The following is a 20563-nucleotide window of genomic DNA, read 5'->3' on the forward strand; positions in this document are numbered from 1 at the left end:
CCGTGAGTACGCCCGAGCGCCCATGAGCGCTCGATTAGTACTGCGACACGCACATCCCGGCCCGTATGCGGTTTCCTCAAGGGCAGCCGCGCTGCTCCAAATCCTATACGTACGCCGTACTTAAAAGTGTCACGCCAATTACTTGATAACGACCAGACCATCCCTTCCATTGCGTATTGCCGCGGGCGCTCGGCACGACGCTATTCGAAGAGTCCAATATGAAAGAGATCGTCCATATCACCGAAGCCTTTGGCGGCGGTGTGCTCTCCATGCTGACCCAGCTATCGAACCGCGCAGCGGCCGCTGGCGTCGGCGTAACGATCCTTCATTCGATTCGGCAGGAAACGCCCAACGACTTCTCGAAGCTCTTTCATCCGGCGGTCAAGCTGACCTATGTGAACATGGTTCGTGAAGTCAGCGTGAAGCACGACCTGTCGGGTCTTCGGGATCTGGTCCGCAAGCTCAGGGAGTGCGATCCTTCGGTGATCCATCTCCATTCGTCGAAAGCCGGCGTGCTGGGGCGCGCCGCCGCGCGCATCGCAGCGCCGCGTGCTCGCGTGTTCTATTCGCCGCATGGCCTGGCCTTTCTGCGCCGCGACGTGTCGGCTGCCAAGCAGTTCGCTTATCTGAGCTTCGAGCGTATCGCGGCGCGCCTTGGCGGCACCATCGTGGCGTGCTCGAAAAGCGAGCTTGCCGAGATCGAAACGAAGATGCACGCGCGGCAGGCCCGCATGATCGAGAACGGCGTGAACGTGGCGGAGATCCCGCCGCGCATCGAAAAGCGCGACGGCGAACTCGTCATCGGCATGAGCGGACGCGCAATGTTCCAGAAGAATCATGAGGCCTTCGTGAAGCTCGCCACCGCGTTGCACGGCCCTTCCGTTCGCTTCGTGTGGATCGGCGGCAGCGAGGACGAGTTGCCGGCCGGAACGCCGAAAGGCGCGGTGTCGTGCAGCGGCTGGGTCACGCGCGAACGCGCGCTCGAATTGACCTCTGAACTCGATATCTATGTGCAGACATCGCGTTGGGAAGGCATGCCCATCGCACTGATCGAAGCGCAGGTCGCGGGCATTCCCGCGGTCGTCACGGATGTCGTCGGCAATCGCGACGTCGTTCAGCACGGGCTGACGGGCTTCGTCGCATCGAGCGCGGAAGAAATGGAGAAGTGCATCGCGATCCTGCGCGACGAGCCGGCATTGCGCGCGCGCATGGGCGCGGCGGCGCGGGCATCGGCGAGCAAGCGCTTTTCGATGGACGCGATCTTCCGCCAGTGGCTCCTGATGTACCAGTTCGGCTCCGACAAGCCCGCGCGCGAACTCGGCGCAAACCAGGCCGCCTCGTATGAAACCAGCTCCGATTCACAGTTCTGACGCCCTGCACATGGATACTTCCATCGCCACCAGCAAGTTTGTTTATAACGGCCGCTTCACGAGCCAGAAGACCACGGGCGTGCAGCGCGTCGCGAGAGAGCTCGTCGCCGCGCTCGTGAAGTTGCCGCAAGGCGCGCACGTGACGCTCGCGGTGCCGCCGCAAGACGGGCTCGATCCCGTGCAAGGCGTCGATACCGTGAAGCTCGGCTTCGGCAAGGGTGTCTTCTGGGAGCAGATCGTGTTGCCGCTCTTCGCCGGCCGCTCGCGCATCGTGAATCTCTCGAACTCGGGTTCCATCTTCCGGCCGAACCAGATCATCTATATGCACGATGCCGCGGTGTTCGATACGCCCGCGCATTTTTCGTGGAAGTTCCGCACGTGGTATCACGTGATGTTCTGGATTCTCGCGCGCACGTCGAGTTGCGTGCTGACCAACTCCGTGTTTTCGCGCGACCGGCTCGCGCATCATGTCGGCGTGCCTGCGGAGCGCATCGGCGTGGTGCCGCTCGCCGCCGACCATCTCGATCCCATCGCGCCGGATACCACGGTGATCGATGAACTCGGTCTCACGAAGAACCGCTACGTGCTCGCCGTGAGCAGCATGAATCCGACGAAAAACTTCAAGCGCCTCGTGGAAGCATTCATGCGCCTGAACGATCCGTCGATCGATCTCGTGATCGTCGGTATGAAGAATGCCGCCATCTTCGGCAAGGCGCACGATCTGTCGAACGCGCCTAACATCAAGCAGGCGGGCTACGTCAGTGATGAAAAACTGAAAGCGCTCTATCAACATGCCGCGTGCTTCCTCTATCCTTCGATTTACGAAGGTTTCGGCATTCCGCCGCTGGAGGCGATGCGCAACGGCTGTCCGACGCTCGTCGGCCGCGCGGCGGCGTTGCCCGAGACGTGCGGGGATGCATCGATCTATTGCGACCCGTTTTCGGTGGAAGATATCTCGGGCAAGTTGCGCCAGCTGCTCGATTCGCCGGAGCTGAGCGAGGATCTCAAACGGCGTGGCCTCGCGCACGCCGAGCGTTTCCGCTGGACGGAGAGCGCGCGCCTGCTCATGCAATTCATCGACAAGGCGTGATTGCGTCGTGGCGATTTGAGCCGCGCCCGGCGCAGAAAGGGGGAAATTGGTGAAGTTGGGAATCTACTGCGACTCGGGTATCAACGGCGGTCACGAAGAAATGCTTAAGCGCTTCATGCTCGCGCTCGTCGAGTGCGCGCATGTCGAGGCTTTGCATATCCTCGTGCCGACGGCGAACGAGCCGCTGTATCGTTATGTGAGCGATCTGGCGCGCGCGCATCCGAAAGTCGGCACGATCGGTCTTTCCTACACGGCCGAATCGATACACGGCAATGTCTTTACGCTGCTGCGCAAGGCCCGCGCGACCGCGGCGACATTGCGCGGGTTGCGCCTGAACAAGCTGCTGATCGCGCAAGGCACGATCGTCTCGGGCATCGCGGGCCTGCTCGCCGGACGTCAAGCGCGCACGCGCACGGTGAGCTACCTGCCGCTCGTCGATGAAGCGCCGGTGAACGCAAGCCGTGGCGCAAGAATCAAATGGCTCGTCAAGCGCGCGCTGTATCGCGTGCCGCATGAATACGTGACGCTCAACGATCATCTGTGCGGCAAGCTGAGCCAGCTCGCGCCCAACGCGCGCGCGATGATCCTCGAGAATTACGTCGACGATCGCTTCAGCCGCTCGACGCTCACGAAGGACGCGGCGCGCGCCGCGCTCGGCCTGCCCGACGACGGCACCACGATCGTCGCGCATATCGGGCGGCTAAACTTTCAGCAGAAGCGTCAGGATTTCCTGATGCACGCGATCGAACGTCACGCGGATGCATTCGCACGTACGCTCGTGCTGATCGTCGGCGAAGGTCCGGATGAAGCGCGCCTGCAAGCGATGATCGACGCGAGCCCGACGCTATCAGCGTGCGTGCGCATGGTCGGTCCGAAGAAGGACGTGCTGCCCTATATCGTCGCGAGCGACGCGCTCGTGCTGCCTTCCGCGTACGAAGGCGTGCCGCTCGTCATGATCGAAGCCGTGCTCGCGCAACGGCCCATCGTGGTGTCGCGTGTGTCGGGGCTCGATTCGTATCTGCCCGACGCCCTGCTGTTTCCGGCAAACGACCACGATGCATTCGTCGAGCGCATCTTCGCGGCGCGCAATCTTCCGCTCGCCGGGCTGGCGGGCGAGTTCAGAAGGCGTTTCTCGCGCGAAGTCTTCGACGCGCAGGCGCAAAACGTTCTGCTGCATCCGGGCGGCGCAGGCGGAGCGCGCGGCGCGGGTGCGGGCGCGACACATCAACATTCAGACGTGCTGGCCAAATAGCCGCGCGCATCATCATCACGAGGCCGAACATCGATGCGAACCATGTTGGCCGCGGTATCAGTCTTTGGTGCGCTGCTGTGCGCATCTGTCCTGATCTTCGCGCGCAGCGGCACGCCCGACGCGTATCACAGCAGCCGTTCGTCCGCTTCATCGAAAGCGGATGCGGCGCCGAAGATCGCCTGCGACAAAGGATCGACCGGCGTCTTCTACGGGATTGCGGGGCATCTGGAGCATCGCGGCGCGTATCGCATGAGCGACTACGACTTGCAGATTTCACAACTGCGAGACCTCGGTGTCACGATGTACGCGCAGGATGTATCGAATGAGGAAAGCGCGCACATGGTCGCGGATTTCGCGCGCGCGGCGGCCAGGCAATGTATTGGCGTGCTGGCGCTCGTCACGCCCTTCGAGCCGCAGAAGCGCGCGAGCGAACAGGAAACCTTCGAGCGCGGCTATGCGCTCGGCAAGACCGCGGGGCGCGTTCTCAAAGGCCTCGTTACGTACTATCAGGTGGGCAACGAATACGACAACTGGACGATACTCGGCTCGGACCGCAGCGGCGAGCATCCGAAGGACTACGACAACGCGATGTTCATGAAAGCGCGCGGCTCGATCCTCGGCCTCATCAAGGGCATACGCGAAGCGAATCCCGACGCGAAGATCCTGCTGACGTCGTTCAGCTGGCTTCATTACGGTTTCACGGACATGCTGTACGCCGGTACGCAGCCCGATGGCACGAAGGGCCATCCGATACCGCAATGGGACATCACCGCGTGGCACTGGTATTCGAACATGGGCCCGATCACCGCGGCGGGCGACAAGAAGGTCAACGTGCTCGAACGCCTGCGCGACAGCTATGGCAAGCCCATCTGGATCACGGAATACGGCGTGCGGCCGAATCATGCGGACCCGGCGGGCTATCTCGTGGGCAAGGAAGCGTTGAAGGGATTCGTCTCGCTGGCGAAGACTTACAACATTCAGAACGTGACGTTGTACGAGCTCTACGACGACCAGCGCTATGGCGGCGACGGTAACTACGGCGTGATTCACGACGACGGCAAAACGCGCAAGTCACGCTTCAACACGGTGCGCGATTTCATCAAGGCGAACCCGATGCCCTAAAAACACCAATGAATTGGTACGACGAAAACAACGGCTGCGAAACCGATGATTATCGCGCGAAAAGAGGGCCGCGCAAGTGGTATGCCCGCGCCTTTCGGTCGTTGAACGTTCGGTACTTAACAGACGCGAGCACTTCGCGACCGGAAGATAGGTTTGACGCTATTTTTTCCAGGCGTATCGTATCGTTTGATGACAAGCGACTCGAACGGGATTCGCGAGTTTCATCCGCCGAATCCAATAGACGCGGTTCCGAGGCACGGAGTGTGCTTCAGGCAAGGATCGCACTCCGACGAGCCGACGCGCTCCGTCTTGCGACCTCGAAGCATCGTACGCTTCGCTCGTTTTTCGAAAGCCTCTCGCGTCTTTAGTCTGGAAGCTCCGCCGGCCATGCGCCGCATCAACAACACGTGAGACGTAGCGCGGACATGCCGCGCGGGCACTCTGCTTTTATCGCAGCCCGGACACAACGCTCAATTTATCGAACTGAGGACGGCGCCTTTGAACACCCTCTATGTGAACAACGGATCTTCGCGCCCAGGCAAGGACGACGGTGAATTCACCGCGAGCGACATGCTCAGGCTCCTGCGCGATCACCTTGGCATGCTCTTCCTGTTCATAGGAATCGCGGCCGCGCTCGCGACCGCCTATGCATTTCTTGCCAAGCCCATTTATTCGTCGGACGTGGTCGTGCGCGTGGATCCACCCGATCCGAACGCGCTCGGCATCGCGCCGCAAAACCAGATGCAGATGCAGCAGTCGCTACCCACGGTCAATCAGCTCGCGCCTGCGGAAATCTCCGTGATGCAAAGCCGCTCGGTGCTCGAACCCGTGGTCAAGCAGTTTCATTTCGACATCAAGTCCAAGCCCAAGACCTTCCCCGTGCTCGGCCAGATCGCCGAACTGTTCGCGAAGAAGGGGCATCTCGCGCCCGCGTGGTTCGGCCTCGATTCGTATGGATGGGGCGGCGAGGAACTGCAGATCGGCCGGCTCGACGTGCCGCCCGCGCTCGAAGACCAGAAGCTCGATCTCGTGCTGCTGGAGAACCATCAGTACGAGTTGCGCGATCCCGACGGCGAGACCATTCTGCGCGGCACGATCGGCCGCCCTGCGACGGCGAACGGCGTATCGATTCTCGTGAATAGCGCGATCGGCCATCCGGGCGTGCGTTTCGACGTGACGCGCCTCAACACGCTCGACGCCATCGCGCTCATGAAGAAGACGATGAAGGTGGCCGAGTCCGCGAAAGACACGGGCGTCGTGCAGATCACCTTCAACGCCGACGACCCCGCGCTCACCGCCGATGTCGCGAACGCGCTGGGCCAGGCGTACCTGAGCGCCGCGGTGCAGGCGCGCCAGGCGAACGACACGAAGACGCTCGAATTCATTCGCGGAGAATTGCCGCGCCTCGAACACGACCTGAAGGTGGCCGAAGGCAACCTGAGCACGTTCCGCGCGAAGTCGCAGTCGGTGCAGCCGATTCCGGAAGCGCAGGCTTATCTGCAAGGCAGCATCGTGTCGATGCAGCAACTCGCGACGCTCAAGCTGCAACGCACGCAAGCCCTGCAGCGCTTCCAGCCGAGCAGCCCGCAAGTGGTCAATCTCGACCAGCAGATCGCCGAACTCGAAGCGTCGAACAAGCAGATTCAGCAGCGTTTCGACAGCATGCCGCAATCCGAACGTCAGAACGCGACGCTCACCCGTGACGCGCGCGTCGCGGAAACCATCTACATGGGCATGGTGAACAAGGCGCAGGAACTCTCCGTGCGCCGTGCGAGCACGAGCGGCGGCGCGCATATCGTCGATAACGCGCTGCGCCCGTATCGCCCGGTGAAGCCGAACAAGTCGCTCGTGATCGTCGCGGGCACGGGCCTCGGCTTTTTCATCGGCACGTTCTTCATTTTCCTGCGCCGTCACGCGATGATCGGCGTCACCGATCCGATGTTCGTCGAGCGCCGTCTCTCGGTGCCCGTGCTTGGCGAGGTGCTGTATAGCCGCCAGCAGGCGATGCTCGATCACGAGATCGCCGTGTCGCCGGTGGAGCATGCGCCGCTCACCTACTCCGGCACGCAGGACGGTGGACCGCCAAGAGCGCTGCCTCACATCGAGTTGCCGGAGCACGATGCCTTCGCGATGCCGCACGTCGCCGACACCGACCGCAATGCCCGTGTGCTCGCGACCCGCTACCCGCACGATCCGGCGATCGAAGCGCTGCGCGCGGTGCGCACGGAGCTGTATCGCGATCTCGCCAATGCGCCGAACAATATCGTGATGCTGACGGGCCCGATTCCGTCGGCGGGCAAGAGCTTCGTCGCGGCGAATCTGTCGGTGCTGCTCGCCGAAATCGGCCTGCGCGTGCTGCTGATCGATGGCGACATGCGGCGCGGCCACATCGCATCGTTTTTCAAGCAGTCGAATCCGGGCGGTCTCTCGGAAGTGCTGAAGGGCGAAATGGCGCTCGGCGACGCGATCCGCTATGTCGGCGTGCCGGGGCTCTCGTTCATCTCGTGCGGCGCGTATCCGGAGAATCCGTCCGAGCTGCTGATGATGCCGGGCTTTCGCAACATGCTCGCGCGCATGAGCGACCAGTTCGATCTGGTCCTGCTCGACACGCCGCCGTTCCTCGTCGTGACCGACGCGGCGATCGTCGCGAGCGATGCCGGCTCGACGGTGCTCGTGCTGCGTTCGGGCATTCAGAGCGAGGAAGAGATCGAGGAAACCGTGAAGAAGGTGCAGCGCGCGGGCGGCAGGCTCGTCGGCTCGGTCTTCAACGCGATTCCGCGACGCCCGAGCAATCGCCGCAGTTATGGCTATGCCGCGGCCTATACGAGCACGTTCAAGTCGATGAGCTGAGATCGCGCGCGCGGCAACGCGCGGCATTGTTTCGATGAATCGCGCCGCGTGCCTGTCACGCGGCGCTCAACGTTGTAACGGCGGTATCGGTCGCCATGCATCCATCCGCTGCGGGAAACGTCCGCGCGATCCGGATGTCAAACGACTTCAGGAACACGAGCCATCCTCCGGAACGTCTCGTTCGCCAGGATGGACACGGGGCTTCGGCGCGCTGCGCGCCGCAACCGGATCGGGAAAGAGACGCATATGAGCGGACGTTTTTCCTACAGGCATCGGCTCGTGCAATGCCCGCGCTGTCGCAGACAGCTTGCGGCGGACTGCTCCGTGTGTCCGCACTGTGCCCATCGGCGCGCGAGGAAGCTGGCGCGCACGCCCGTGCGGGCGGTCGTGGTCGTCGTGCTCGCGTTGCTCGCGATCGGCGGCTACGTCTATCTCGGCGAGCCGGGATTCGACGCGCGCACGTTCATTTCGCGCTGAACCCGCGATGCAGCGGTGAAGCACGATAAGCGCCGACGTCCTGGCTCCGGCCCATACCGATTACAACAGCTAGCCTGGTTCGAACCAGGCGCATTCCACCTTCGACGATGAAAGAAAAAGCGGCGCTGACCGACCTCTACTTCAGAATCTGGGCCTTCGCGATGCCGGTGACGTCGTTTCTCGTCATGCCATCGATTCAGGGCACGACGATCGGCTATCTGATGTGCTTTCTCTCCGTGCCGCTCGTGCTGCTGTTCGGCGGCCGCGCGCGCAAGAACTGGATGCATTTCCTGCTCGCGGCGATCGTCGTGTGGCTGATCATGTTCTGCACCTCGCAGATCGCCGACATCATGGCGCCCTTCGAGCCGGACTTCAGCAAGATCGTGCTCGTCGACGATAAGGATCCGTTCACCTTCATCCTGCGCAGGACGCTGTTTACGCAGTCGCTCTACGTCGCGGCGGTCGTGCTCTATGTGGCTTACGTCTACCAGTATTACAAGCCGACGTGGGACCAATGGCTGCTCGCGGCCGTCACGCTGTTCGCGCTGTACGGCATGTACGAAGTGGTCTTCTATATCGTGACGGGACAGCCCGGCGACTTCATCTCGAACCGCGCGTTCGGCGATCAGTTCGGCAAGGGCATCGTGCGCTCGGACGGCACGGTGAACGGCAGCTCGTTCCAGCAGATCGACATCAAGGGCTTTCCGATCCAGCGCCTGAAAGCGCTCACGGGCGAGCCCTCCATGTACGCGATGTCCATCTTCCCGTTCTGGATTTACTTCAACGCGACTTCGCGCCTGCGCTGGCCCGTGTGGGTCATCGGGATCTCGCTCATCATGAGCACGTCTTCGACCGTGCTGATCGGCTATGCGGTGTACTCGCTCATCCGCATGCGCAAGCTCGGCATCAACCCGGTCAAGGCGCTGATCGGTCTCTTCGTGCTGTGCGTGCTCGCGTATCTGCTGCAGGATTACATCGCCGATCTCTTCAAGCAGATGGTGATGGACAAGCTCGAACAGAAGACCGAGTCGGGCTCCGACCGCATGCTGCTGTTCGTCGAATCGATGCGGCTATGGTTCAATGCCGCGCCGCTCAACCAGCTCTTCGGCATCGGCTTCGGCTATGTCCGCTCGACCGATCTCTTCTCGACACTGCTCGTCAATGTCGGCGTGGTCGGCACGGTGTTCATCAGCGCATTGATGCTCTTTCCCGCGTTCAAGCTCGACTGGGACCCGCGTGGCATGGCGCTGCGCCAGTGCTGCGTCGCGACCTGGACGATGATGATGGTCTCCGTGCCCGAGTTCGCGTATCTCGCGCCGTGGACGCTCGTCGCGATGGCCTACGTGCGCGTGCGCGCGCTGAAGCTCGCGAAAGTGCAGGTCGGCGACAAGGCCGCCGCCGCCGCGATGCAGGAATCGCAGGACGGCGCATCGATCGGCACGGCGATCGGCAGGCACGTGCGGCCGGAAATCGGAGCGCGCATCGGCTCGCGCTTCGGTCCGCGCGGGCGTCATCTGTAAGCCGCTCGCGCCGCCCGCTTCCCTGCATCGTTCTACAATGTCGGTTTCGATCAACCAGGGAGCAACCATGTCGATTGTCACGACCGATTCCGGTCTCAAATACGAAGACGTCACCGTTGGCGAGGGCGCCGAAGCCGTCGCGGGCAAGACCGTCAGCGTGCATTACACGGGCTGGCTCACGGACGGCCAGAAGTTCGATTCGAGCAAGGACCGCAACGACCCGTTCGCGTTCGTGCTCGGCGGCGGCATGGTCATCAAGGGCTGGGATGAAGGCGTCCAGGGCATGAAGGTGGGCGGCGTGCGCCGTCTCACGATTCCGCCGCAACTCGGCTATGGCGCGCGCGGCGCGGGCGGCGTGATCCCGCCGAACGCCACGCTCGTGTTCGAAGTGGAACTGCTCGACGTCTGAGCCCTGCCTGCATGGACGCGCCGCTTCATCGTCCCGCCGTGTCGCTGCGCCGTTATGAACGGTGCGAGGCGTCGGACGTGCACGACTTCCATCAGATCGTGCTCGGCCTCGACGGGTCGATGGAGATGGCCGTCGAAGGCCACGGCGCGCGCATCGATTGCCGCGGCGCGTGGATCATTCCGGCGGGCGCGCGTCACGACTACTGGGCCGATGGCGACAATCGCCAGCTCGTGCTCGATCTGCCCGCGGCGTCCGTCGCGGTGCCGCTGCGGTACTTCGAGCGCGCGCGGGCCATCGATATCGATCCGCGTGTCACGCAGCTCGTCGCCGACGTCGCGCGGCGCGCGCATGCCGAAGACCCGCGCCTCGTCCATCGTTTCGCATGGCAGGCCGCCGCGCATCTATGCGGCGTGCTGATGCACGACACGGACGATGCCGTCGACGCGATGCGCGGTCTCGACTTCGCGCGCATCGACCGATGGCTGCGTCTGCATTTATCGGAACCGCTGCGTATCGCCGATCTCGCCGCGCATTGCGGCTTCGGCATGCGGCGCTTTCATCAGCTTTTCAACGAGGCGTTCGGCGAGACGCCGCATCGCTATCTGCATCGCTTGCGGCTCGATGCCGCGCTCACCCTGCTCGCCGATCCGCGCGCAACCCTCACCGATATCGCGCTCGATGTCGGCTTCGCCGATCAAAGCGCATTCACTCACGCGTTCTCGAAGCGCTTTGGCATCTCGCCGGGGCAATGGCGCAACGGCGGCGTTAGCCGTTAAGTCCGCGCGCAAGATCGTCGCGAATGTCCGCGGGATCTTCCAGGCCAACGGCAAGACGGATCAAGCCTTCGCGTATGCCCGCCGCTTCGCGCACTTCAGGCGTGAGGCGGCCATGGGTCGTCGTCGCGGGATGCGTGATCGTCGTTCGCGTGTCGCCGAGATTGCCGGTGATCGAGCAGAGCTTCGTGCCGTCGATCACGCGCCACGCATTCGCGCGCTGCGCGTCCTGCGTCTCGCCCTTCAGCTCGAACGATACGATCGCGCCGCCCGCCTTCTGCTGCTTCATCGCGATGGCGTGCTGCGGATGCGATTCGAGTCCCGGATAGAACACGCGATTCACCGCGGGATGCGCTTCCAGCCAGCGCGCAATCTCGAGCGCATTCGCCGACTGCTTCTCGACGCGCAGCGCGAGCGTCTCCATGCCCTTCAACAGCACCCAGGCATTGAACGCGGACATCGTCGGTCCGGCGCTGCGCACGAACGGAAACACCGTCTCCATGATGAAGCGCTTCGTGCCGACGAGCGCGCCGCCGAGCACACGGCCCTGACCATCGAGAAACTTCGTCGCCGAATGCATCACGACATCCGCGCCGAGTTTCAAAGGCTGCTGCAACGCGGGACTGCAGAAACAGTTATCGACCACGAACAGCGCGCCGTTCTGCTTCGCGATGCGGCCGATCGCTTCGATATCGGCGATCTCCGTCAGCGGGTTCGACGGCGTTTCCAGGAAGAACATCTTCGTCTCGGGCTTCACGGCAGCCTGCCATTCGTCGGGCCGGGCCGGATCGACGAATGTCGCGGTGATGCCGAACTTCGGGAAGATCTGCGTGAACATGCCGATGGTCGAACCGAACAGGCTTTTCGAACTGACGATGTGATCGCCCTGCTGCATCGACGCCATCACGACCGAGAGGATCGCCGACATGCCCGATGCCGTCGCCATGCAGGCCTCGCCGCCTTCGAGCGCGGCAAGACGGTTCTGGAACATCGTGACGGTCGGATTGGTGAAGCGCGAATACGTGTACGCTTCCTCCGCGTTCTTGAAGCGCTCGGCGGCTTCGGCCGCGCTCGAGAAGCAGAAGCTCGACGTCAGAAACAATGCTTCGGCGTGCTCATTGAATTCGCTGCGCAAGGTGCCGGCGCGCACGGCAAGCGTATCGAAGTTGAAGTTATCGTTCATGTCATCTCCCCTCTTCGCGGATACAAAAAAGCCCGCTTGGTCCTTGCAGACGAAGCGGGCCTGTAGCGATATCGGCGCTTTACTCGACCGATAGCTGCAAATGCAACTGCGAGCGCGAGACACCGCCTTCCAGCGCTTCGCTCGCCGCATCGCGATCCGATTGCGATTGCGGCGCGAGGCGCGCGGACTCGATGCGATCGAGATAATCGGTCGTCACGTCGCCGGTGATGTAGTTGCCGTCGAAGCACGAAGCCTCGAATCCGCGCAGGTTCGGATTGATGTCGCGGATGGCGCTCTTCAGGTCTTCCACGTCCTGATAGACGAGATAGTCCGCGCCGATCATGCGCGCCACTTCGTCGTCGCTGCGGCCATGCGCGACGAGTTCGCCGCGCGTCGGCATGTCGATGCCGTACACGTTCGGGAACTTCACCGGCGGCGCGGCGGACGCGAAAATCACCTTGCTCGCGCCGGCATCGCGGGCCATCTGCACGATTTCATGCGAGGTCGTACCGCGCACGATGGAGTCGTCGACGATCAGCACGTTCTTGCCCTTGAACTCGATGCCCATCGCGTTCAGCTTCTGGCGCACCGATTTCTTGCGCACCGCCTGGCCCGGCATGATGAAGGTCCGGCCCACGTAACGGTTCTTGAAGAAGCCTTCGCGATACTCCACGCCGAGCTTCGCGGCCACCTGCATCGCGGCGGGGCGCGACGAATCGGGAATCGGCATCACGACGTCGATCGGCACGTCCGGCAGCACGCGCTTGATCTTCTCGGCAAGATAGTCGCCCATGCGCAGACGCGCGTTGTAGACCGGCACGCCGTCGAGGCACGAATCCGGGCGCGCGAGATACACGAGCTCGAAAATGCACGGATTGAGTTCCGGCTTCTCGGCGCATTGATGGCTGTGCAGATTGCCTTCGGCGTCGATGAAGATCGCTTCGCCCGGCTCGACATCGCGCACGAATTCGAAGCCGATACCTTCGATCGCCACCGATTCCGACGCCACCATCCACTCGACGCCCGTCGCCGTTTCCAGCTTGCCGAGCACCAGCGGGCGAATGCCGAACGGGTCGCGGAACGCGACGAGCCCGTAGCCCGCGATCAGCGAAACGATCGCGTACGAGCCCTTCACGCGGCGGTGCACGCCCGCGACCGCCTTCCACAGCGCGGCGGCGTCGAGCTGCAGGCCCGAGCTCGCGAGCTGCAGTTCGTGCGCGAACACGTTGAGCAGCACTTCCGTGTCGGACGCGGTGTTGATGTGCCGGCGGTCGATGCGGAACATCTCGTCCTTCAGCTGCATCCAGTTCGTGAGGTTGCCGTTATGCGCCAGGATGATGCCGAACGGCGCGTTCACGTAGAACGGCTGCGCTTCTTCCTCGCTCGACGCCGAACCGGCGGTCGGATAACGCACCTGGCCGATGCCGACGTTGCCCGGCAGGCTGCGCATGTTGCGCGTGCGGAACACGTCCCGCACCATGCCGTTGGCCTTGTGCATGTGGAAGTTGTTGCCGTCCGCCGTGGCGATGCCCGCCGCGTCCTGTCCGCGATGCTGGAGCAGAAGGAGGCTGTCATAGATCAGCTGATTGACGGGACTTTGGGAAACTACACCTACGATGCCGCACATGGCATGGTCCTTCAAAGAGTCGAAACGGGTAGACAAGGCGTTGCCCGGCTCCGGAGGGCGCTTTCTCGAAAATCGGCCGTAAGGCGGCCGGGTCGAAACGCTTTCGAGCCGTCGCGGGTTCCTCGTGTAGCCGGCCGTTCGTCTATTGTGCGGCGTCTGGCGCCAGGACGCTCGATTGAGGAGCGACGTGCACGTACGCGGCGAGCGTATCGGGGAGCAGCGATTTCAGTTCGCGCACGCCTTGCTCGGCCATCGGCCGCAGCAGCGCATTGCGCCAAAAATCCTTTTCCGGCAGTTCGGTCAAGCCAGCCAGGGCGACCAGTATCACTACCAATATAGCGCCTCTCACGAGGCCGAACAGCAAGCCCAGCGAACGGTCCACGCCGCGCAGGCCGGTTACTTCCGTGATGCGCGTCAAAAGCGACGACAGCACGCTCGACACCAGCAGCACCGCCGCGACCACCAGCAGAAACGCCACCAGCCACTGCGTGAGCGCCCCGCCCGGCCACGTCGCCGGAATATAGGGCACGACGAGCCCGACGAAGCGCCCGGCGATCAGAATCGCGGCGACCCAGCCGACGAGACCGAACGCTTCGGCCAGCAGGCCGCGCCACATGCCGCGCAGCGCGGACAAGCCGATCACGGCCATCACGGCATAGTCGAAAGCGGTGAACATCGAGTCTGCTTAGTTCGATGCTCGTGTGCCGCCGCCGAGACCGGCCTGGCGCACCTTCGCGAGCGCCGCCTGCGCCGACGCACGATCCGGGAACGGACCTGCGCGCAACAGCGATTTGGTGCCGCCGTCGGACTGCTTGCGATGTTCGAGATATGCGGGCACACCCGCGGACTTCAACTTGTTGACCCAATTCTGCGCGGCGGTTTCGTCGTCGAACTGCCCGATTTGCAGCACGAAGCGGCTGCCGGCCGGCGACGACGGCGTGTTCGCCGCGCCCGCGGCCGCATTCGCCGCGGCGTTCGCGTTCGCGCTGGACTCGTCCGCAGGCGGCTGCGCGGCCTGTGGCTTCGCGTTCTGGCTCGCGACGGCGGCGGGCTTCGACGCTTGAGGCTTCGCCTCGGGCTTAGGCGGTTCGCTGGCTTCCGGCTTGGCCTGCGCCGTGGCGGCGGGCGCCGCGGGCTGCGGTTGCGTCACGCCTGCGGCGACGCTGCCGGAAGTGGCGGCGGGCGCTTCGTGCGCGACGCCGGCCTGCGAGTCCGCGTCGGTCGCGTCGCGCGACTGCTTCGCGGCGGGCGCCGGACGATTGGGGATGTCGATGGAAATGTCGTCGGTGACGGGCTTCGGGCGCGAATCCAGCACCATCGGCAAGACGATGACGGCGGCCAGCACCAGCGCGATAGCGCCGACGAGCCTGCGCCGCGCGCGCTGTTTCTCGGGAAGCGTGGGATCGAGCATCATGGCGTCGGCGGAGGTGCGCTCGCTACGGTCCGTCCTGCGCGTGCGCCGTTCCGTGCGGACGGTATGACGCGAGCCGCGCGGGGAATCGGATTGTGCGTCGCGACCGGAGTCGTCTTTGTTGCCGAACGAAAAGAGTCCCATGTATCGCTTGATGCTGACGGACGACCGTCTTGGTGATGCTGCCTAGTTATGCTGCATGCGACGGTACGCCATGACGCCGGCTACCGTGTAGAAACTGCCGAAAACCAAAATTCTATCATTTTCGGAGGCCCGGCTCAGCGCATCTTGAAATGCCGCCGCGGGCGTCTCAAAGCGGGAAACGCTGCTGTCGGGGCCGTCGTTGACACCGGCTTCGCGCAAAGCGTGTTCGAGTTGCTCCGCGGACGCCGCGCGCGGCGTCGGCAGCGCGGTGACGTTCCAGTGGTCGATCTCGCTCTTCAGATGCGCGACGACGCCTTCGATATCCTTGTCGCCCATCGCGCCGAACACCGCGTAAGTGTACGGAAAATAGCCCATGTTGCCGAGATTTTGCGCTAACACGGCGGCAGCGTGCGGATTGTGCGCGACGTCGAGAATGATCTGCGGCTTGCCCGGAAGCACCTGAAAACGCCCGGCCAGCTCGACGTTCGCCAACCCGAGGCGAATGTCCTGCGCCGAAACCGGCAGCCGATCGCGCAGCGCTTCGAGCGCCGCCAGCGCCGCCGACGTGTTGATGAGCTGATTCGCGCCGCGCAGCGCCGGATACGCCAACGCCGAGCGCCGCTGTTCACGCCCGATATAGCTCCATTGCTGGCGTTCGTTGCCCGGCTGCGCCTCGTAGCGGAAGTCGCGCCCGACGAGCCACAGATCCGCGCCAATCGCCCCGGCATGATCGATCAGGCTCTGCGGCGCGGACGGATCGCCGCAAACCGCGGGCTTGCCCGCCCGGAAGATGCCCGCCTTCTCGAAGCCGATCTTCTCGCGCGTGTCGCCGAGATAGTCCGTATGGTCGATATCGATGCTCGTGATCACCGCGCAATCCGTATCGACAATGTTCACGGCGTCGAGCCGGCCGCCGAGCCCCACTTCGAGAATGACCGCATCGAGTCCGCGCGAGGCGAAAAGATGCAGGATCGCGAGCGTGGTGAACTCGAAATACGTCAGCGACACCGGCTCCGCGAGGCTCGCGCGCGCCTTCTCCACGGCCTCGAAATGTTCGAGCAGTTCGGCGTCGCTGGCCTCGGCGCCGTCGATGCGCGCGCGCTCGTTGAACGCGAGCAAATGCGGCGACGTATGGCAGCCGACGCGATAACCCGCGCGCAGCAGGATCGTTTCGATGATCGCGCAGGTCGAGCCCTTGCCGTTCGTGCCGCCGACCGTGATAACCGGGCAATCGAAGCGCAGCCCCAGCGCGTCCTTCACGCGGCCGATGCGCGTCAGACCCATGTCGATGCCGACCGGGTGCGCCGCTTCCAGATGGGCAAGCCAGGCGTCGAGAGTGGGGAAAGTGTTCATTTTCGAGATCGAGAAAGCAAAAACGCCGCGCGGAACCCAGGGTTCACGCGCGGCGCGGCGCTGGCGTACCGGCGGCTCAGGCGACGGAATCGGCCGGCTGCCGCGTCATCAGGGCCATCAACTGGGCAAGTTCTTCGCGCATCTTGCGGCGATCCACGATCATGTCGATCGCGCCCTTCGTCATGAGGAATTCGGCGCGCTGGAAACCTTCGGGGAGCTTTTCGCGCACGGTCTGCTCGATCACGCGCGGACCCGCAAAGCCGATCAGCGCTTTCGGCTCGGCGATCACGACGTCGCCCAGGAAAGCGAAGCTCGCGGAAACGCCGCCCATCGTGGGATCGGTGAGAACAGAGATGAACGGCAGCTTGGCATCCGACAGCTTGGTCAGAAGCGCCGTGGTCTTGGCCATCTGCATCAGCGAAAGCAGGCTTTCCTGCATGCGCGCGCCGCCGGAAGCCGTGAAGCAGATGAACGGCACGTTCTGCTCCAGCGCATTGCGCGCGCCGCGCACGAAGCGCTCGCCGACGACCGAGCCCATCGAGCCGCCCATGAACGCGAATTCGAAGCACGCGACCACGCACGGAAGGGTGTGAATCGCACCGCCCATGACGACCATGGCGTCGGTCTCGTCGGTGTCCTCCATCGCTTCCTTGATGCGATCGGGATACTTGCGGCTGTCCTTGAACTTGAGCGCATCGACCGGCACGACTTCCTGGCCGATTTCATAGCGGCCTTCCGGATCGAGCAGGCGGTCGAGCCGCTCGCGCGCGCCGATGCGCATGTGATGGCTGCACTTCGGGCAAACGTGCAGGTTCGCCTCGACGTCGTTGCGATACAGCACCGCCTCGCACGACGGGCACTTCACCCACAGCCCTTCGGGAATGCCCTTGCGGCTTTTGGGATCCGTTTGCTTGATCTTGGGCGGCAGCAGTTTGTCGAGCCAGCTCATCGTTTTTCCTTGACTGATCGGGGCGCCGCGCGGCGCTCGAGTTCGAGCGGGCCGCGGCGGCGCGTATTTTACTGTGCGGCGTCGAGCGCCTGCCGAATTTCGGCGATGAAGCTCGTCAGCGACGCGGCTGCGGCGTCCGGCTTCGCCTCTTCGAGCAGTTGCACGAGACGGCTGCCGATGACGACGGCGTCCGCGACATCGGCGACAGCGCGTGCGGTTTGCGCATCGCGAATGCCGAAACCGACGCCGACCGGCAGGGGCACATGCGACTTGATGGCCGGGATTTTACTCGCGATGCTGGAAACGTCCAGATTTGCCGCGCCGGTCACGCCTTTGAGCGAAACGTAGTAGACATAGCCACTCGCGATCTTGCCGACCGCCGCGACACGCTCGTCGGTGGAAGTCGGCGCGAGCAGAAAGATCGGATCGATGCCGGCGGCGCGCATCGCGGCGCCGAAGTCTTCCGCTTCCTCGGGCGGGTAATCGACCACCAGCACGCCATCGACGCCCGCCTGCTTCGCGGCTTGCGCGAAGGCCTCGGCGCCCATCCGCTCGATCGGATTCGCGTAGCCCATCAGCACGACGGGCGTCTTGTCGTCGGTTTCGCGAAAGCGCGCGACATCGGCCAGCACGCTCTTGAGCGTCACGCCGCGCGCGAGCGCGCGTTCCGACGAACGCTGGATAACAGGGCCGTCGGCCATCGGGTCGGAGAACGGCACCCCCAGTTCGATGACGTCCGCGCCGCCCTTCGCCAGCGCGTGCATGAACTCGACGGTCTGTTCCGGATTAGGATCGCCCGCCGTGATGAACGGGATCAATCCTTTCTTGCCCTGCGCGGCGAGCGCCGCAAAAGTGTTCTTGATACGGGACATGAGAATTCTCGCTTCGTATTCGTTGGCGTCGATGCTTTGTGCGCATCTGACGCGATCAGCGGCGAAAAAGACGCTATTCGGCGGCTTGCGTGGCGGCGTCGGTGGTCATGAGCGGCTTGCGGCGCGTGCGCTCCGGCGTGGGCGGCGCGAGCTTCGCGGCGCGTGCCTCGGCCATGCGGGCCTCCGCGATCGCGCAGTAATCCGCGTTGATCTCGTAGCCCGTGAACTGCCGGCCGTGACGCGCGCACGCGACGCCTGTCGTGCCGCTGCCCATGAACGGATCGAGCACGCGGCCGCCCGGCGGACAGCTTGCCAGCACCATGCGCTCGACGATCTCCAGCGGCTTTTGCGTCGGATGATCGACCCGCTCCGCGTGCTGCCTGTGCAACCGCGAAACCGACCAAACATCCTTCGGGTTGTAGCCGAGCTCCAGCCACTTGCTGCCTTCGAAGATCTTGCGCGAGCGCGCCTTTTTCGTCTCTGCGTCGTAGGGTATGCGCACCGGATCGAGATCGAAGTAGTAATCCTTCGATACCGCGAAATAACCGATGTTGTCGTGCACTGACGTAAATTTACGCGTCGTTCCGCCCATGCTCGGCACGCGCCGGTCCCAGACGATCTCATTGATCATCAAAAGCCGGCGCTTCAGGAACACGAACAGTTCGGGCGAATATTGCCAGGTGCAGAAGATGTACAGCGAGCCGCTGGGTTTCAGCTTCGGAATCGCCAGGTCGAGCCAGCGATACGTCCACTCCAGAAAGGCGTCGCCGGACAGCATGTCCGAGTCGTTCCCGTAATCCTTGCCCAGACCATAGGGCGGGTCCGCGACGATCAGATCGATCGACGCGTCGGGAATGTTTTCGGCATCGGCCAGAAAATCGCGGTTGCGGATGTCGCCGCCGGTGCTCTGGAGAGCGCCGGCAGACAACGGCTCGTCAATGACGGTGCGCATCGGCTAGTGGCTTAGAACTGGATGCCCGATCGCTCGGCGACCGTGTGCATGTCCTTGTCGCCGCGGCCCGACAGATTGACGAGCAGCACCTTGTCGCGCGGCAGCGTCTTCGCGAGCTTCGCCCCGTACGCCAGCGCGTGGCTCGACTCCAGCGCCGGAATGATGCCCTCGATGCGGCAGCAGTCGTGGAACGCCTTGAGCGCTTCTTCGTCCGTGATGCCGACGTACTCCGCGCGGCCCGCGTCCTTCAGCCACGCGTGCTCGGGACCGACGCCCGGATAATCCAGACCCGCCGATACCGAATGCGTCTCGATGATCTGGCCGTCCGCGTCCTGCAGCAGATACGTGCGGTTGCCGTGCAGCACGCCAGGGCTTCCGCCCATCAGCGATGCCGCGTGGCGACCCGTATCGATCCCGTCGCCCGCCGCTTCCACGCCGATCAATCTGACGTCTTTATCGTCGATATACGGGTAAAAGATGCCCATCGCGTTCGATCCACCGCCTACGCAAGCGATCACCGCATCCGGCTGACGGCCCGCCATTTCGGGCATCTGCACGCGGCATTCGTCGCCGATCACGCGCTGGAAGTCACGCACCATCATCGGATAAGGATGCGGGCCCGCCACCGTGCCGATGATATAGAACGTGTTTTCGACGTTCGTCACCCAGTCGCGCATGGCTTCGTTGAGGGCATCCTTGAGCGTCTTCGAGCCGGATTCGACCGGCACGACCGTCGCGCCCAGCAGCTTCATGCGGTAGACGTTCGCCGCCTGACGCCGCACGTCCTCCGCGCCCATGTAGACGACGCATTCCATGCCGAAGCGCGCCGCGATGGTCGCGGTCGCCACGCCATGCTGCCCCGCGCCCGTTTCGGCGATCACGCGCGGCTTGCCCATCTTGCGGGCGAGCAGCGCCTGGCCGATCACGTTGTTGACCTTGTGCGCGCCCGTGTGATTCAGATCTTCGCGCTTCAAGTAAAGCTGCGCGCCGCCGAGCATCTCGCTCCAGCGCTTCGCGTGATAAATGGGCGAAGGACGGCCGACATAATGCTTCAGCTCGTAATCGTATTCTTTCTGAAACTCGGGATCTTTCTGAGCCGCGTCATACGCGTCGCGCAATTCATCGAGCGCGTGGATGAGCGTTTCGGAGACGAACACGCCTCCATATTGGCCGAAGTGGCCTCTTTCGTCTGGCAAGTTGTACATTGCG

At 63.6% G+C, this 20563-nt stretch carries 18 protein-coding genes; 9 read left to right on the forward strand and 9 right to left on the reverse strand.

Going from position 1 to position 20563, the window contains the following annotated elements; all coding sequences use genetic code 11:
• The first annotated feature begins 218 nt into the window (after positions 1–218).
• The 9 genes from AWB70_RS23735 to AWB70_RS23770 all read left to right on the forward strand — a co-directional run bounded on the left by AWB70_RS23735 (position 219) and on the right by AWB70_RS23770 (position 10866).
• Entirely contained in the window at positions 219–1370 is a 1152-nt protein-coding gene (locus tag AWB70_RS23735; protein ID WP_053569435.1) for a glycosyltransferase, read from the forward strand.
• A gap of 10 nt (positions 1371–1380) precedes the next feature.
• Positions 1381–2460: a glycosyltransferase family 4 protein gene (locus AWB70_RS23740; protein WP_014251400.1), complete on the forward strand. Its 1080-nt coding sequence runs from the start codon at positions 1381–1383 to the stop codon at positions 2458–2460.
• 49 nt (positions 2461–2509) lie between these two features.
• Entirely contained in the window at positions 2510–3712 is a 1203-nt protein-coding gene (locus AWB70_RS23745) for a glycosyltransferase (protein ID WP_053569436.1), read from the forward strand.
• A gap of 33 nt (positions 3713–3745) precedes the next feature.
• Entirely contained in the window at positions 3746–4834 is a 1089-nt protein-coding gene (locus tag AWB70_RS23750; protein ID WP_053569401.1) for a glycosyl hydrolase, read from the forward strand.
• Positions 4835–5332: 498 nt separating this feature from the next.
• Positions 5333–7684: a polysaccharide biosynthesis tyrosine autokinase gene (locus tag AWB70_RS23755; protein WP_014251403.1), complete on the forward strand. Its 2352-nt coding sequence runs from the start codon at positions 5333–5335 to the stop codon at positions 7682–7684.
• 246 nt (positions 7685–7930) lie between these two features.
• Positions 7931–8161 carry a hypothetical protein gene (locus AWB70_RS38440; protein WP_143281696.1) on the forward strand — a complete coding sequence of 77 codons (231 nt, stop codon included), beginning with the start codon at positions 7931–7933 and terminating at the stop codon, positions 8159–8161.
• A gap of 107 nt (positions 8162–8268) precedes the next feature.
• The gene (locus AWB70_RS23760) at positions 8269–9681 is read left to right on the forward strand and encodes a hypothetical protein (RefSeq protein WP_053569403.1); all 1413 of its coding nucleotides are present in this window, start codon (positions 8269–8271) and stop codon (positions 9679–9681) included.
• Between the two features lie 67 nt (positions 9682–9748).
• Positions 9749–10090, forward strand: a complete 342-nt coding sequence (locus tag AWB70_RS23765) for an FKBP-type peptidyl-prolyl cis-trans isomerase (RefSeq protein WP_035502329.1) — start codon at positions 9749–9751, stop codon at positions 10088–10090.
• On the forward strand, positions 10087–10866 hold the full coding sequence (locus AWB70_RS23770) for a helix-turn-helix transcriptional regulator (protein WP_327349970.1): 780 nt from the start codon (positions 10087–10089) through the stop codon (positions 10864–10866). The genes AWB70_RS23765 and AWB70_RS23770 overlap by 4 nt, the downstream gene beginning before the upstream one ends.
• Here AWB70_RS23770 and AWB70_RS23775 read toward each other — a convergent pair.
• The 9 genes from AWB70_RS23775 to trpB form a co-directional block, all read right to left on the reverse strand.
• Positions 10856–12046: an O-succinylhomoserine sulfhydrylase gene (locus tag AWB70_RS23775; RefSeq protein WP_053569405.1), complete on the reverse strand. Its 1191-nt coding sequence runs from the start codon at positions 12044–12046 to the stop codon at positions 10856–10858. The two genes, AWB70_RS23770 and AWB70_RS23775, sit on opposite strands and share 11 nt — an antisense overlap.
• Positions 12047–12125: 79 nt before the next feature.
• Entirely contained in the window at positions 12126–13673 is a 1548-nt protein-coding gene (gene purF / locus AWB70_RS23780; protein WP_045455157.1) for an amidophosphoribosyltransferase, read from the reverse strand.
• A 142-nt stretch (positions 13674–13815) separates the two neighbouring features.
• Positions 13816–14349, reverse strand: coding sequence for a CvpA family protein (locus tag AWB70_RS23785; RefSeq protein WP_053569406.1), 534 nt, complete (start codon positions 14347–14349; stop codon positions 13816–13818).
• A gap of 9 nt (positions 14350–14358) precedes the next feature.
• Positions 14359–15228 (reverse strand): SPOR domain-containing protein, encoded by an 870-nt coding sequence (locus AWB70_RS23790; RefSeq protein ID WP_053569407.1) that lies wholly within the window; start codon positions 15226–15228, stop codon positions 14359–14361.
• Between the two features lie 42 nt (positions 15229–15270).
• A complete protein-coding gene (gene folC / locus AWB70_RS23795) occupies positions 15271–16581 on the reverse strand; it encodes a bifunctional tetrahydrofolate synthase/dihydrofolate synthase (protein WP_053569408.1) in 1311 nt (436 codons plus the stop codon).
• A gap of 76 nt (positions 16582–16657) precedes the next feature.
• Positions 16658–17530, reverse strand: coding sequence for an acetyl-CoA carboxylase, carboxyltransferase subunit beta (gene accD, locus AWB70_RS23800; RefSeq protein ID WP_045455166.1), 873 nt, complete (start codon positions 17528–17530; stop codon positions 16658–16660).
• Positions 17531–17598: 68 nt separating this feature from the next.
• Complete coding sequence (gene trpA, locus AWB70_RS23805) at positions 17599–18402, reverse strand: tryptophan synthase subunit alpha (RefSeq protein ID WP_041731932.1); 804 nt, start codon at positions 18400–18402, stop codon at positions 17599–17601.
• Between the two features lie 73 nt (positions 18403–18475).
• Complete coding sequence (locus AWB70_RS23810; RefSeq protein ID WP_053569409.1) at positions 18476–19354, reverse strand: DNA-methyltransferase; 879 nt, start codon at positions 19352–19354, stop codon at positions 18476–18478.
• 11 nt (positions 19355–19365) lie between these two features.
• A complete protein-coding gene (gene trpB / locus AWB70_RS23815; RefSeq protein ID WP_053569410.1) occupies positions 19366–20559 on the reverse strand; it encodes a tryptophan synthase subunit beta in 1194 nt (397 codons plus the stop codon).
• Positions 20560–20563 lie beyond the last annotated feature (4 nt).

It is taken from the genome of Caballeronia cordobensis, from assembly GCF_001544575.2.
Taxonomy (GTDB): Bacteria; Pseudomonadota; Gammaproteobacteria; order Burkholderiales; family Burkholderiaceae; genus Caballeronia; species Caballeronia cordobensis.